This window comes from Cupriavidus taiwanensis (assembly GCF_900250115.1).
Lineage (GTDB): Bacteria > Pseudomonadota > Gammaproteobacteria > Burkholderiales > Burkholderiaceae > Cupriavidus > Cupriavidus taiwanensis_B.
On record NZ_LT984803.1, the window covers coordinates 735,097 to 748,696 of the forward strand.

Sequence of the window (13,600 nt, forward strand, 5' to 3'; positions counted from 1 at the left end):
CAAATTCCAATGGGTGCGATAGTCTCGGGCCACGTTAAAATGGCCGCCACGATGCCTGCCCGTCACCCGGCGAGCGCACGCCGGCCGCCGGCGGCATCGGTCCGAAACCGATCCGGAATCCCTAACACGCGAGTTTCAACCAGGCATGGCCCGAGCTACCACGACCACCCGCACCGATCCCTCAGCCTTGCCATCCCGCATCGGCAAACTGCTGGGCGAAGTCCGCTGGTTCCTGCTGCTTGCCGTCACGCTCGGTTTCCTGTGCGTGCTGGCCAGCTACAGCAAGACCGATCCCGGCTGGTCGCATGCCAACCAGGTGGCCGATATCCATAACCTGGGCGGCCGCGTCGGCGCCTGGGTAGCGGATGTGCTGTTCTTCATCTTCGGCTTTTCCGCCTACTGGCTGGCGGTGCTGCTGGTGCGCCGCTGCTGGCGCGGCTGGCGCACGCTGACCGCCGAACTGCCCGAACGTACCGACCACAGCCTGCACCGCCAGGGCGTCACCGTCAGCTGGATCGGCTTCGTGCTGACCCTGTTCTCCAGCATGGGGCTGGAGGCGATCCGCATGTATCCGCTGCGCGCCGCGCTGCCGCGCGCGCCGGGCGGGGTGCTGGGCGACCTGCTCGGCGGCTGGCTGCAGGTGGCGCTGGGCTTTACCGGTGCAACCCTGTTGCTGTTGCTGCTGCTCGCGATCGGGCTGTCGCTGTTCTTCCATTTCTCGTGGCTGAGCGTGGCCGAGCAGATCGGTGGCTTTGTCGAGACCCTGTTCCTGGGCTTCAAGGCCCGCCGCGAGAGCAAGCAGGACCGCATCATCGGCGAGGCCGCCAAGACCGAGCGCAAGGAAACCGTCGAGGTCCAGCGCGTGCGCATCGAAGAGGCGGCGCCGGTGCAGATCGTGCGCCCGCAGGCGGTGCCCAAGCACGAACGGGTCGAGCGCGAGAAGCAGCAGCCGCTGTTCGCCGATATCCAGGACTCGGACCTGCCGCCGCTGTCGCTGCTGGACCCGATCCCGCCGCACCAGGAAACCGTCAGTGCCGAGACCCTGGAATTCACCTCGCGCCTGATCGAGAAAAAGCTCAAGGACTTCGGCGTCGAGGTCAAGGTGGTGGCGGCCTACCCGGGCCCGGTCATTACCCGGTACGAGATCGAGCCCGCCACCGGGGTCAAGGGCAGCCAGGTGGTGAACCTGGCGCGCGACCTGGCGCGTTCGCTGTCGCTGGTGTCGATCCGCGTGGTCGAGACCATCCCGGGCAAGAACTACATGGGGCTGGAGCTGCCCAACCCGAAGCGCCAGACCGTGCGCCTGTCGGAAATCCTGGGGTCGCAGGTCTACAACGAGAGCGCGTCCAGCCTGACCATGGCGCTGGGCAAGGACATTGCCGGCAAGCCGATGGTGGCCGACCTGGCGCGCATGCCGCACTGCATGGTGGCCGGCACCACCGGCTCGGGCAAGTCGGTGGGCATCAACGCGATGATCCTGTCGCTGCTGTACAAGGCCAAGCCCGAAAGCGTGCGCCTGATCCTGATCGACCCGAAGATGCTGGAAATGAGCGTCTACGAGGGCATCCCGCACCTGCTGTGCCCGGTGGTGACCGACATGCGCCAGGCCGGCAACGCGCTGAACTGGGCGGTCGGCGAGATGGAGCGCCGCTACAAGCTGATGAGCAAGCTGGGCGTGCGCAACCTGGCCGGCTACAACAAGAAGATCGACGAGGCCGCGGCGAAGGAAGAGAAGATCCCGAACCCGTTCAGCCTGACCCCGGACGCGCCGGAGCCGCTGGACAAGCTGCCGACCATCGTCATCGTCATCGACGAGCTGGCCGACCTGATGATGGTGGTCGGCAAGAAGGTGGAAGAACTGATCGCGCGCATCGCGCAGAAGGCGCGCGCCGCCGGCCTGCACCTGGTGCTGGCCACGCAGCGCCCGTCGGTGGACGTGATCACCGGGCTGATCAAGGCCAACGTGCCGACCCGGATCGCGTTCCAGGTCAGCAGCAAGATCGATTCGCGCACCATCCTCGACCAGCAGGGCGCCGAAACGCTGCTGGGCATGGGCGACATGCTCTACCTGGCCCCCGGCACGGGGCTGCCGGTGCGCGTGCACGGCGCCTTTGTCTCGGACGACGAAGTCCACCGGGTAGTGGAAAAGCTCAAGGAATCGGGCGAGGCCAACTACATCGAGGGAATCCTCGAAGGCGGCCTGACCGATGACGGCGGCGGCGACGGTTTCGGCGGCGGCGCCGGCATCGGTGGTGGCGGCGGCGAAGCCGATCCGCTGTACGACCAGGCGGTCGAGGTGGTGCTGAAGAACCGGCGCGCGTCGATCTCGCTGGTGCAGCGCCACCTGCGCATCGGCTATAACCGTGCCGCGCGGCTGCTCGAGGACATGGAGAAGGCCGGGCTGGTCTCGGCCATGTCGGGCAATGGCAACCGCGACATCCTGGCGCAGGGTGGCGGCGCCGCGCGCGAAGATGACTGAGCGCCGCTCGCGCGGCCTTCGTAATCCCTCGTAATATCCAGTTACCCGCCGGCGCGCGGGGCGCGGAATCACCGCGCTGGCGGCGGCTCTAACAGGACAGGTCGCATGCGCCCGGCCCGTATGCGAGACGGCGGCGCAGCACCACCCCTTCAACTACCAGGACCCGAACCATGCCAAACCGCATCCTCGTGTCGGCTTGCGCCGCGCTGGCGATGTTTGCGCTGCAGGCGCCGGCCCACGCCGCCGCGACCGACCAGCTGCAGAGCTTTGTCACCGGCGTGAAGAGCGCGCGCGGCGAATTCACGCAGCGCCAGGTCAAGGGGCAGGGCGCCAACGTCAAGGTGACCGGCACCTCCAGCGGCACCTTCGTGTTCTCGCGCCCGGGCAAGTTCACCTGGCGCTATACCAGGCCCTACGAGCAGCTGCTGCAGGCCGACGGCCAGACCCTGTACATCTATGACAAGGACCTGAACCAGGTGACCGAGCGCAAGCTCGACGGCGCGCTGGGCTCGAGCCCGGCGGCGATCCTGTTCGGCAGCAACGACCTGGACCAGAACTTCGTGGTCAAGAACGGGCCGACGCGCGATGGCGTGGAATGGCTGGAGCTGACGCCCAAGGCCAAGGACACGCAGTTCGAGCGCATCGGCATCGGCTTCAAGGGCGGCAATCTCGAGGCGATGGAGCTGCGCGACGCGTTCGGCAACACCACGCTGCTGACCTTTACCGGCATGCAGAAGAACCCGCCGCTGGCGGCCGATGCGTTCCGGTTCACGGTGCCCAAGGGCGCCGACGTGATGAAGCAATGAGGACCGCCATGATGGATGCGCACGATGGATCGGCAGGATCGGGCGGAACCTTTTGCCGCCGTGTCGTGACGTTGCTGGCGGGCGCTGGCGTGCTCGCGCTGGCGGCGTGCGCCAGCAGCGGCGGCGGCGCCAGCAAGTTCGATGTCGATGCCTTCCTGCGCGCGCCGGACTCGGCGTTGCCCGAGGTGGTCGGCAATCCGGCCTTCCTCGCGGCTACCCGCGTGTCCGCCACCGACTGCGCGGTGATGCTGCAATCGGCCAGCACCGGCGTGCTGGAGGACCTGCCGCCGAGCAGCAACGCGCGCGGCCCGGCCTGGCTGCTGCACCCGAAGGACCAGCAGGGCCAGGTCTGGCTGGTGGTCAGCGAGGCCGGCGGCGAACGCACCTGCCACGGGCCGCTGCCGGCCGATGCGATGAAGACCCTGGCCACCCGCGCCAGGGGCTGAGTCGGTCGCGAGCCGGCGCGCGCCGCGGCTCAGTGCGGCTTGATGGCGATCTTCAGCACGCCGTCGCGCTGGCTGGCGAACAGGTCGTACGCCGCGACGATATCTTCGAGCGGATAGTGGTGGGTTACCAGCAGGCCCAGGTCGACGCGGCCCGACTCGATCACGTTGACCAGCCGGCGCATGCGTTCCTTGCCGCCGGGGCACAGCGCCGTGTTGATCTTGTGGTCGCCCAGCCCCGCGGCAAACGCCGCCAGCGGGATGGTCAGGTCGCTCGAATACACCCCCAGGCTGGACAGCGTGCCGCCGGGCTTGAGTACGCGCAAGGCCTGCTCGAAGGTGGCCTGGGTGCCGAGCGCCTCGATCGAGGCATCGACGCCGCGGCCGCCGGTCAGCTTCATGATTTCATCCACCACGTCGCAGTTGCGGAAATTCAGCGCGACGTCCGCGCCCATCTTGCGCGCGATCCCGAGCCGGTGGTCGTTGCCGTCGATGGCGATGATGGTGGTCGCGCCGCAGAGCCGCGCGCCGGCGGTCGCGCACAGGCCGATCGGGCCCTGGGCGAACACCGCGACGGTGTCGCCGATGCGGATGTTGGCATTCTCCGCGCCCTTGAAGCCGGTCGACATGATGTCGGGGCACATCAGCACCTGCTCGTCGGTGAGCCCGTCCGGGATCGGCGCGAGGTTCGCCTGCGCATCGGGCACCAGCACATATTCCGCCTGGGTGCCGTCGATCAGGTTGCCGAAGCGCCAGCCCGCGGTGGCCTTGTAGCCATGGCAGCCGCACAGCCCCTGCGGCACCAGGTAGCTGCCGTCCTGCGACGCCACGCCATCCTGCGCGGCATAGGAGTTGAAGTTCGGGCAGATTGCGCCGGCAATGACGCGCTGGCCTTCGCGGTAGCCGGCCACCGCGCTGCCCAGCTTCTCGATCACGCCGACGGGCTCGTGCCCCACCGTCAGGCCCGGGGCGACCGGGTATTCGCCCTTGAGGATATGCACGTCGGTGCCACAGATCGTGGTGGTGGTGATGCGGACCAGTGCATCGTTGGGACCGACATCGGGGATGGGCTTGTCGGCCAGTTCGATCCGGCCGGGCTCGACAAAGATGGCGGCTTTCATCATTGCGGTCATGCGTTGCTCCCAGTGGGTACGGGTGGGGCGAATGGGCCCGGCGGTCGCCGGGCCTGCCTGATCCTTGATAGCACGCATGGGTTATAGGCTGCTTTATCCAGGTCAAGCGCGGACCTGGTCAGCAAAAGCCCGCTGCCGCGCCGATTCAGCAAAAGTTTCAGATCTGGGTGAAAGGAAACGGAACCCCATGCGGCGCCATGTGTCCCAGAATCCTCTGACTCGCCAACCCTGACAGGAGCCTCCATGCTTGCCATGATGCGCAGCCGGACCCACCAACTGCTGTGGCTGGCCGCGGGCGGCGCGTTGCTGGCCGGCTGCGCGGCCACTCCGGCGGAGCCGGCGGCGCCGGGCCCGCAAGGTTCGCGCGGCACGGCGGCCGGCTGTGCGGCAGACAAGCTGGCCGATGACGCGCTGGTCGGCAAGCCCGAGGCCGAAGCCATCGGCCTGCTGCAGGGCTGTGCCTGGCGCCTGGGCGAGCGCGACGGCCAGCAGTTCCCCGGCACCATGGACTACAACCCGCAGCGGCGCACGCTCGGGATCCAGGCCGGCAAGGTGGTGTGGGTGCGGCGCGGCTGAGGCCGCGTCCATGCCGCTGTTGACGGGTCATCTTGACCCGGCGCAAGCGTCGCCCAACATGACAGAAATGTAATTTGACCACCTGAACAAGAATCAATATTGTTTTCCGCTGACCGGAGTCCAAACACCGGGCGGCGTCGGGGGTGTCCGGCGGCTGCCCGAACCATGCTGGGGAGCCAACCGCGTGAAAACCACCATCCGAACCTTGCTGCCGCGCGCCGCGGCACTGGCCCTGCTGACGCTGCCGCTTGCGGCGGCGGCCCAGGAAAAGGTGCTCAACCTCTACACCGCGCGGCACTACCAGACCGACGAGGCGCTGTACGCCAACTTCACCAAGCAGACCGGCATCAGGATCAACCGCATCGAAGGCCAGGAAGATCCGCTGCTGGAGCGCATCCGCAATGAAGGCGCCAACAGCCCGGCGGACGTGTTCATCACGGTGGATATCGGGCGCCTGTGGCGCGCCCAGCAGGCCGGCGTGTTTGCGCCAGTGAAGTCGAAGGTGCTGGAATCGCGCATCCCGGCCAACTATCGCGATCCCAATGGCGAGTGGTTCGGCTTCTCGGCACGCGGCCGCGTGATCGCCTACAACAAGGCCGCGGTCAAGGCGGGCGATATCGCCAGCTATGAAGACCTGGCGGATCCCAAGTGGAAGGGCAAGCTCTGCACGCGTTCCAGCGGCCATGTCTACAACCTGTCGCTGATTTCCAGCCTGATCGCCCACGACGGCGAAGCCCGCACCGAGCAATGGGCGCGCGGCGTCGCCGCCAACCTGGCACGCGTGCCCAAGGGCGGCGACACTGACCAGCTCAAGGCGGTCGCCGCCGGCGAGTGCGACGTGGCCATCGCCAATACCTACTACATCGCGCGGCTGCTGAAGTCGACCAAGCCCGAAGACAAGGCCGTGGCCGAGAAGCTGGGCGTGGTCTGGCCCAATCAGTCGAGCCAGGGCGTGCACATGAACGTCTCCGGCGGCGGCATGCTCAAGCACGCGCCCAACAAGGACGCGGCGGTCAAGTTCCTGGAGTACCTGGCCAGCGACGAGGCGCAGCGCTACTTTGCCGACGGCAACAACGAATGGCCGGTGGTGAAGGGCGTGAAAGTCAGCAACCCCGTGCTGGAAGCGCTGGGCGAGTTCAAGTCCGACACCATCAACGTGGCCGAGCTGGGCAAGTACCAGCCGCAGGCGCAGAAGCTGGTGGATCGGGCGGGGTTCAAGTAAGCAAACTGCGGGTGTTTTCTCCCCTGTCCCGCTTGCGGGAGAGGGGCAGGGGGTGAGGGCAGGCGCTGGCATACTGCAGGCTTTACTTCGTGGCCGCTCACGCCGTCACCTCAACCGTCTCCCGCACGCGGGACAGGCAGCAAAGCACCCAGAACGATGATGGAAAAGCTGGCCGCGGTGCACCAGCTCTCAGCTCTTCAGTTGTCTGTTACAGCAAGAACCGCTTGTTCCCCGTCACCTGCGCCGGCTCGACCTTGCGGAACGTCAGCTTGACGCTGCTGTTGAGCCGCCGCCCCGCCTGCCTGCGCACCAGCGCCCGGTGCAGCAGGCCCTTGTGACCGACCGTGCCTTCGGCATAGGGCTGGTCCGAGGTCGAGCCCAGCGCCATCGCCGCCAGCGCCTGGTTGCGCTCTGCGGCACTTTTTTCCAGCAGCTTGTCCAGCGCCATGCGCGCGCGCACCTGTGCGGCCAGCGCGGTATCGCCCGGGTTGGCGCGGGCGCGCTCGGCGTGCCACGGCAGCAGCACCTTGCCGGCCAGGCGACGCAGCGCGGCGCGCAGTTCCGCCCCGTCCATGCGGGTTTCCTGCACGATCCAGACGGCATCATGGCGCACCGCCGCCTCGGCATCGGCCATGCGGCGCACCAGCGCCGGCTGCAGCGCGGGCGCGGAGAATTGCCGCGCGCGGCGCACCGCGTTGAGGGCGATGCGGCGTACCTGCGGGTTGGCATGGTCGAACAGGTCATCGATCACGCGCGTGGCGGTGTCGGCCGAGCCGATCATCTCGGCCAGCTGTCCGGCCAGCGAGACTTCTTCCACGCCGCTCAGCCTGGTGCGGCTGAGCCGGTTCAACTTGAACAGCAGGATGTGATATCGCAGCATGGGCTCTTGCGCGGCGGGCATGCCGCGGGTCGCGCCCGGGCGGGTGCCGGGCCATAAGAGGCTATCGGCGCGAGGCGCGCGCGACTTTAGCGCGGCCGGCGCGCGCGGCTCAGCGCTGCGCCTGGCGGCGGATCGTGCGCGACAGCACGATCACCGGCAGCAGCCCGACTGCCACGATCACCAGCGAGGCGGTGGCGGCCTCGGTCAGGCGCTCGTCGGCGGCCAGGTTGTAGGCCTGCACCGCCAGCGTGTCGAAATTGAACGGCCGCATCACGAAAGTGGCCGGCAGTTCCTTCATCACGTCGACAAAGACGATCAGCGCGGCGGTCAGCAAGCTGCCGCGCAGCATCGGCAGATGCACGCGCCGCAGCGTGGCGCCGGGACCGTGGCCCAGGCTGCGCGCGGCGGCGTCCATGCTGGGCGTGATCTTGCCCAGCCCGGCGTTAACGGCCTGCAGCGCCACCCCCAGGAAGCGCACCAGCAGCGCATAGACCAGCGCGGCGATGCCGCCGGTCAGCAGCAGCCCCACCGAAACCCCGAACTGCTGCTGCAGCCAGGCCGACAGCGCATTGTCCAGCCGCGCCACCGGCACCAGCACGCCCACCGCGATAACCGAGCCCGGCAGCGCATAGCCCATGCCGCACACCCGGGTCAGGGCGCGCATCAGCCAGCCGCGCTTGCCGTTGACCGCGCGCGCGGCATAGCCCACCGCCAGCGCCACCGCCACCGCCGCCAGTGCGGTGGCGCTGGCCAGCAGGAAGCTGTTGCGCACCAGGCCGACAAAGCGCGGGCCGAACTGCGCGTCGCCATCGGTAAAGGCCATGCGGCACAGCATCAGCGCGGGCACCACGAAGCCCAGCAGCACCGGCACCAGGCATGCCGCCAGCGCCAGCCCGCCGCGCGCGCCGTCCAGGGTCCAGGTCGCGGCGCGGCGCTGGTTGCCGAACACCTGCGCGCGGCCGCGGCTGGCGCGCTCCATCAGCAGGATGGCGGCGACGAACAGCAGCATGCAGGCGGACAACTGCGCCGCGGCGTTCTTGTCGCCCAGCGAGAACCACGCGCGGTAGATGCCGGTGGAGAAGGTCGGGATGGCGAAATAGGCGACGGTGCCGAAGTCCGCCAGCGTTTCCATCATCGCCAGCGCGGTGCCGGCGACGATGCCCGGGCGTGCCAGCGGCAGCACCACGCGCCAGAGCCGGCTCCAGCCGCCGTGGCCGAGCAGGCGCGCGGCCTCGAGCGTGTTCTGGGTCTGCTGCAGGAACGCGGCGCGCTCGGTCAGGTAGACGTACGGGTACAGCACCAGCGAGAACAGCGCGATCGCGCCGCCGAGCGAGCGGATTTCCGGAAACCAGTACTCACGCGCGCGCCAGCCGGTCAGTTCGCGCAGCCAGCCCTGCACCGGGCCGGCGAACTGCAGCGCATCGGTGTAGGCGTAGGCGATCACATAGGCCGGCATCGCCATCGGCAACACCAGCGCCCATTCCATCACGGCGTGGCCGGGGAAGCGGTAGGTCGAGACCAGCCAGGCGGTGGTCACGCCCAGCAGCAGCACGCCCGCGCCGACGCCGCCCAGCAGCCAGACGGTGTTGAGCACGTACTCGGCCAGCACCGTGTCGATCAGGTGGCGCCAGGTGTCGCCGGCGGGCAGCAGCACGGCCGAGGCGATCACGAGCACGGGCACGGCGATCAGCAGCGCCATCGCCACGGTGGCCAGGGTCAGGGGATGGAAGCGGCGGCGGCTGGTCAGGAGCATGCGCGGGAACAGTGAGCAGAATGCGGCCCGCCGGACCTGTGCCTGGTGGCGCGGTATGCGGGCTGACGCATTCTAGCAATGCCGGCGCCGCCGGCCCGCCGGAACCGGACAAGCGCGGTCCCGGTTCCCTGACACGTCCCTATAATGCGCACATGCGAACCGATTCCTATTCACGACTGCCGGGCGCCCAGGCCCGCAGCCGTCCGGCCACCCGCGCCGATGCCCTGGGCGCCGCCGTGCCCGCCCCGGCCGTCATCGAGGTGGAGCGTATCCGTCATGCCTTCGGCCGCCATGCCGTGGTCAAGGGCCTGTCGTTCTCGGTGGCGCGCGGCCATATCGCCTGCCTGCTGGGCCCGAGCGGCTGCGGCAAGACCACGGTGCTGCGGGCGATTGCCGGCTTCGAGCCGCTGCAGGACGGGCGCATCGTGCTGGACGGACAGACGGTGTCCTCGTCGGGCACGCTGCTGGCGCCGGAGCAGCGCCGCATCGGCATGGTGTTCCAGGACTACGCGCTGTTTCCGCACCTGGACGTTGCCGCCAACGTCGGCTTCGGCCTGACCCGCGCCAGCCGGTCCGAGCGCGCGGCGCGGGTCGGCGAGGTGCTGCAGCTGGTGGGCCTGGATGGCGCCGGCCGCCAGTATCCGCACGAACTGTCCGGCGGCCAGCAGCAGCGCGTCGCGCTGGCGCGCGCACTGGCGCCGCGCCCGGAACTGCTGCTGCTCGACGAGCCGTTCTCCAACCTCGATGTGGACCTGCGCGAACGCCTGAGCCTGGAAGTCCGGTCGATCCTGAAGGCGCAGGGCACCACCGCCATCCTGGTCACGCACGACCAGCACGAAGCCTTCGCCATGGCCGACGAGATCGGCGTGATGCACGACGGCGTGATCGAGCAATGGGGCAGCGCGCACGACCTGTACCACCGCCCGGCGTCGCGCTTTGTCGCCGGCTTTATCGGACAGGGCGTGCTGATGGCGGGGCGGATGCGTGATGCCGCGCAGATCGAGCTGGAGCTGGGCCTGCTGCGCCCGGCCGTGCCGCTGGACCTGCCGGCCGGCGCGGCGGTCGACGTGCTGGTGCGTCCCGACGACATCATCCACGACGACGCCAGCCCGATGCGGGCCGAGGTGGTGCACAAGGCCTTCCGCGGCGCCGAGATCCTGTACACGCTGCGCCTGGCCAGCGGCGGGCGCGTGCTGGCGCTGGTGCCTTCGCACCACAACCACGCCGTGGGCGAGCGCATCGGCATCCGCGTCGAGATCGAGGACGTGGTGGCGTTTGCCGCCTGAGCGCGCGTGCAGGCGGCAGGCGCCGATGGTCTACACTGTGGCGTTCTGCATCTTGCGCACTGACAGGGCCTGACTACCGTGGCGGACACGCTGTTTTCCGAATCTCCCGACCGTTCCCGGCAACCGCTGGCGGAGCGCCTGCGCCCTCGCACCATCGACGAGGTGATCGGCCAGCAGCACCTGCTGGGCGCGGGCAAGCCGCTGCGCGTGGCGTTCGAGTCGGGCGAGCCGCATTCGATGATCCTGTGGGGGCCGCCCGGCGTGGGCAAGACCACGCTGGCGCGGCTGATGGCGGACGCGTTCGAAGCCGAATTCATCGCGCTGTCGGCGGTGCTGTCGGGGGTCAAGGACATCCGCGAGGCGGTCGAGCGGGCCGAGCAGTTCCGCGCCCATGGCCGGCGCACGCTGGTGTTCGTCGACGAGGTGCACCGCTTCAACAAGAGCCAGCAGGACGCGTTCCTGCCGCATGTGGAAAGCGGCCTGTTCACGTTTATCGGCGCCACCACCGAGAACCCGTCGTTCGAGGTCAACGGCGCCTTGCTGTCGCGCGCGGCGGTCTACGTGCTCAAGAGCCTGGACGATGCCGAGCTGACCCGGCTGGCGCTGCGCGCCTCCGCGGAGCTGGGCGGCATCGGCTGGCAGGATGAAGCGCTGCAACTGATCGTGGCGTCGGCCGATGGCGACGGGCGCAAGCTGCTGAACAACATCGAGATCGTCGCGCGCGCCGCGCGCAATGCCGGCGCCGCGCAGATCGATACCGCGCTGCTCGGCAGTGCGCTGTCGGAGAACCTGCGCCGCTTCGACAAGGGCGGCGATGCCTTCTACGACCAGATCAGCGCGCTGCACAAGTCGGTGCGCGGCTCCGACCCCGACGCCGCGCTGTACTGGTTCTGCCGCATGATCGATGGCGGTGCCGACCCGCGCTACCTGGCGCGCCGCATTGTGCGCATGGCGTGGGAAGACATCGGGCTGGCCGATCCGCGCGCCGCGCGCATCACGCTGGATGCGGCGGAAACCTACGAGCGGCTGGGTTCGCCCGAAGGGGAGCTGGCGCTGGGCCAGGCGCTGATCTACCTGGCGGTCGCGCCCAAGTCCAATGCCGGCTACAACGCGTACAACGCGGCGCGTGCCTTCGTCGCCAAGGACAAGTCGCGCGCGGTGCCGGTGCACCTGCGCAATGCGCCGACCCGGCTGATGAAGGAGCTTGGCTACGGCCACGCCTACCGCTACGCGCACGACGAGCCCGGGGCCTATGCCGCCGGCGAGCATTACTTCCCGGACGACCTCAAGGCGCAGGGCTGGTACCAGCCGGTGCCGCGCGGGCTGGAAGGCAAGATTGCCGAGAAGCTGCGTCACTTGCGCGAACTGGACGAGGCCTGGCACCGCGAGCAGCGCGCCGCGAAGCCGAAGGACGGCGGCAAGGGCGGCAAGACCAGCGAATAGGTTGCCTGTTCGCTAACGCGGGTGCAGTAAAATGGCGGGTCCGCCGGCATGTCGCTGGCCCTGCACTTCACCACAAGCAACATGCTCGACATCCAGCTGTTCCGCAAAGACATCGACGCCGTGGCGCAACGCCTTGCCACGCGCGGCTTCCAACTCGACGTGGCGGCGTTCCAGGCACTCGAGGCCGAACGCAAGCAACTGCAGACCCAGACCGAGGAACTGCAGGCGCGCCGCAACAGCCTGTCCAAGCAGATCGGCATGCTCAAGGGCAAGGGCGAGGACGCCTCGGCAGTGATGGCGGAAGTGGGTGGCATCGGCGACACGCTCAAGGCCTCGGCCGCGCGGCTTGACGAGATCCAGGCGCATCTGTCGGAGCTGATGCTGTCGATTCCCAACCTGCCGCACGAAAGCGTGCCGGTGGGCAACGACGAGACGCAGAACGTCGAGGTGCGCCGCGTGGGCGAGCCGCGCCAGTTCGACTTTGCCGTGCGCGACCACGTCGACGTGGGCGAGAAGCTGGGCCTGGACTTCGACACCGCGGTCAAGGTGACCGGCTCGCGATTCTCGATGCTGCGCGGCGGCGTGGCGCGCCTGCACCGCGCGCTGGTGCAGCTGATGCTCGACACCCATACGCAGGAACACGGCTACACCGAGATGTACGTGCCGTACATCGTCAACGCCGCGTCGATGCGCGGCACCGGCCAGCTGCCCAAGTTCGAGGAAGACCTGTTCAGGGTGCCGCGCAAGGTAGGTAGCGAGGAAGGCGAGCGCATCGAGAACTTCTACCTGATCCCGACCGCCGAGGTGCCGCTGACCAATATCGTGCGCGACGCCATCGTCGCCGGCGAGAAGCTGCCGCTGCGCTTCGTCGCCCATACGCCGTGCTTCCGTTCCGAAGCTGGCTCGTACGGCAAGGACACCCGCGGCATGATCCGCCAGCACCAGTTCGACAAGGTCGAGATGGTGCAGATCGTTCCAGCCGCGCAATCGTTCGACGCGCTGGAAGAGCTGACCGGCCACGCCGAGGCAATCCTGAAGAAGCTGGAGCTGGCGTTCCGCACCATCGTGCTGTGCACTGGCGACATGGGCTTCGGCAGCACCAAGACCTACGACCTGGAAGTGTGGATTCCCGCGCAGAACACCTACCGCGAGATCAGCTCGTGCTCCAACATGGGTGATTTCCAGGCGCGCCGGATGCAGGCGCGCATGCGCACCGGGCAGGGCAAGCCGGAGCTGGTGCACACGTTGAATGGCTCGGGCCTGGCCGTGGGCCGCACCCTGGTGGCGATCCTCGAGAACTACCAGAACGCCGACGGCTCGGTCACGGTGCCGGCCGCGCTGCAGCCGTACATGGGCGGCATCACCCGCCTGGAACCGGAGCTGTAAAAAAATCTGTTGTCGGCCTCTTGCACTGCCCGGCGCCGTGTGGCTATAATCTTGGTTTCGCCACACGGCAAAGCAGTTACCGGAGAGGTGGCAGAGTGGTCGAATGTACCTGACTCGAAATCAGGCGTACCGGCGACGGTACCGTGGGTTCGAATCCCACCCTCTCCGCCAGACAAGAAGCTGCCCGGTCTCG

General features: G+C 68.4%; 11 protein-coding genes and 1 tRNA gene. 9 read left to right on the plus strand and 3 right to left on the minus strand.

The window, feature by feature from the left end; translation table 11 throughout:
• Positions 1-145: 145 nt before the first annotated feature.
• The 3 genes from CBM2586_RS03470 to CBM2586_RS03480 all read left to right on the plus strand — a co-directional run bounded on the left by CBM2586_RS03470 (position 146) and on the right by CBM2586_RS03480 (position 3,731).
• Positions 146-2,479 (plus strand): DNA translocase FtsK, encoded by a 2,334-nt coding sequence (locus CBM2586_RS03470; protein ID WP_115662814.1) that lies wholly within the window; start codon positions 146-148, stop codon positions 2,477-2,479.
• A gap of 170 nt (positions 2,480-2,649) precedes the next feature.
• Positions 2,650-3,285: an outer membrane lipoprotein chaperone LolA gene (gene lolA / locus CBM2586_RS03475; protein WP_115662813.1), complete on the plus strand. Its 636-nt coding sequence runs from the start codon at positions 2,650-2,652 to the stop codon at positions 3,283-3,285.
• An 8-nt stretch (positions 3,286-3,293) separates the two neighbouring features.
• Positions 3,294-3,731 (plus strand): hypothetical protein, encoded by a 438-nt coding sequence (locus CBM2586_RS03480; RefSeq protein WP_115686812.1) that lies wholly within the window; start codon positions 3,294-3,296, stop codon positions 3,729-3,731.
• A 29-nt stretch (positions 3,732-3,760) separates the two neighbouring features.
• On the opposite strand, the gene CBM2586_RS03485 is transcribed toward CBM2586_RS03480, so the two are convergent.
• Positions 3,761-4,861, minus strand: coding sequence for an NAD(P)-dependent alcohol dehydrogenase (locus CBM2586_RS03485; protein ID WP_115662811.1), 1,101 nt, complete (start codon positions 4,859-4,861; stop codon positions 3,761-3,763).
• A 243-nt stretch (positions 4,862-5,104) separates the two neighbouring features.
• Between CBM2586_RS03485 and CBM2586_RS03490 the strand changes: the two genes are divergently transcribed.
• Positions 5,105-5,437 carry a hypothetical protein gene (locus CBM2586_RS03490; RefSeq protein WP_115686813.1) on the plus strand — a complete coding sequence of 111 codons (333 nt, stop codon included), beginning with the start codon at positions 5,105-5,107 and terminating at the stop codon, positions 5,435-5,437.
• Positions 5,438-5,621: 184 nt separating this feature from the next.
• Positions 5,622-6,659 (plus strand): Fe(3+) ABC transporter substrate-binding protein, encoded by a 1,038-nt coding sequence (locus CBM2586_RS03495; RefSeq protein ID WP_115686814.1) that lies wholly within the window; start codon positions 5,622-5,624, stop codon positions 6,657-6,659.
• Positions 6,660-6,867: 208 nt separating this feature from the next.
• Here the strand turns inward: CBM2586_RS03495 and CBM2586_RS03500 are convergent, their stop codons facing one another.
• The gene (locus CBM2586_RS03500) at positions 6,868-7,539 is read right to left on the minus strand and encodes a hypothetical protein (protein ID WP_115688615.1); all 672 of its coding nucleotides are present in this window, start codon (positions 7,537-7,539) and stop codon (positions 6,868-6,870) included.
• A gap of 109 nt (positions 7,540-7,648) precedes the next feature.
• Positions 7,649-9,292, minus strand: coding sequence for an ABC transporter permease (locus tag CBM2586_RS03505; RefSeq protein ID WP_115686815.1), 1,644 nt, complete (start codon positions 9,290-9,292; stop codon positions 7,649-7,651).
• A 152-nt stretch (positions 9,293-9,444) separates the two neighbouring features.
• On the opposite strand from CBM2586_RS03505, the gene CBM2586_RS03510 reads away from it, so the two are divergent.
• The 4 genes from CBM2586_RS03510 (at position 9,445) to CBM2586_RS03525 (ending at position 13,578) form a co-directional block, all read left to right on the plus strand.
• Complete coding sequence (locus CBM2586_RS03510) at positions 9,445-10,578, plus strand: ABC transporter ATP-binding protein (protein ID WP_115662807.1); 1,134 nt, start codon at positions 9,445-9,447, stop codon at positions 10,576-10,578.
• A 78-nt stretch (positions 10,579-10,656) separates the two neighbouring features.
• Complete coding sequence (locus CBM2586_RS03515) at positions 10,657-12,021, plus strand: replication-associated recombination protein A (RefSeq protein WP_115662806.1); 1,365 nt, start codon at positions 10,657-10,659, stop codon at positions 12,019-12,021.
• Positions 12,022-12,102: 81 nt separating this feature from the next.
• Positions 12,103-13,407 carry a serine--tRNA ligase gene (gene serS, locus CBM2586_RS03520; protein ID WP_115688617.1) on the plus strand — a complete coding sequence of 435 codons (1,305 nt, stop codon included), beginning with the start codon at positions 12,103-12,105 and terminating at the stop codon, positions 13,405-13,407.
• 81 nt (positions 13,408-13,488) lie between these two features.
• Positions 13,489-13,578, plus strand: a tRNA-Ser gene (locus CBM2586_RS03525).
• Positions 13,579-13,600: the final 22 nt, after the last annotated feature.

What these genes read in the sequence shown, in the direction of transcription:
- CBM2586_RS03470 (WP_115662814.1), top strand. Translation starts at nt 146, where the DNA reads ATGGCCCGAGCTACCACGACCACCCGCACCGATCCCTCAGCCTTGCCA.
- lolA (WP_115662813.1), top strand. Translation starts at nt 2,650, where the DNA reads ATGCCAAACCGCATCCTCGTGTCGGCTTGCGCCGCGCTGGCGATGTTT.
- CBM2586_RS03480 (WP_115686812.1), top strand. Translation starts at nt 3,294, where the DNA reads ATGATGGATGCGCACGATGGATCGGCAGGATCGGGCGGAACCTTTTGC.
- CBM2586_RS03485 (WP_115662811.1), bottom strand. Translation starts at nt 4,861, where the DNA reads ATGACCGCAATGATGAAAGCCGCCATCTTTGTCGAGCCCGGCCGGATC.
- CBM2586_RS03490 (WP_115686813.1), top strand. Translation starts at nt 5,105, where the DNA reads ATGCTTGCCATGATGCGCAGCCGGACCCACCAACTGCTGTGGCTGGCC.
- CBM2586_RS03500 (WP_115688615.1), bottom strand. Translation starts at nt 7,539, where the DNA reads ATGCTGCGATATCACATCCTGCTGTTCAAGTTGAACCGGCTCAGCCGC.
- CBM2586_RS03505 (WP_115686815.1), bottom strand. Translation starts at nt 9,292, where the DNA reads ATGCTCCTGACCAGCCGCCGCCGCTTCCATCCCCTGACCCTGGCCACC.
- CBM2586_RS03510 (WP_115662807.1), top strand. Translation starts at nt 9,445, where the DNA reads ATGCGAACCGATTCCTATTCACGACTGCCGGGCGCCCAGGCCCGCAGC.
- serS (WP_115688617.1), top strand. Translation starts at nt 12,103, where the DNA reads ATGCTCGACATCCAGCTGTTCCGCAAAGACATCGACGCCGTGGCGCAA.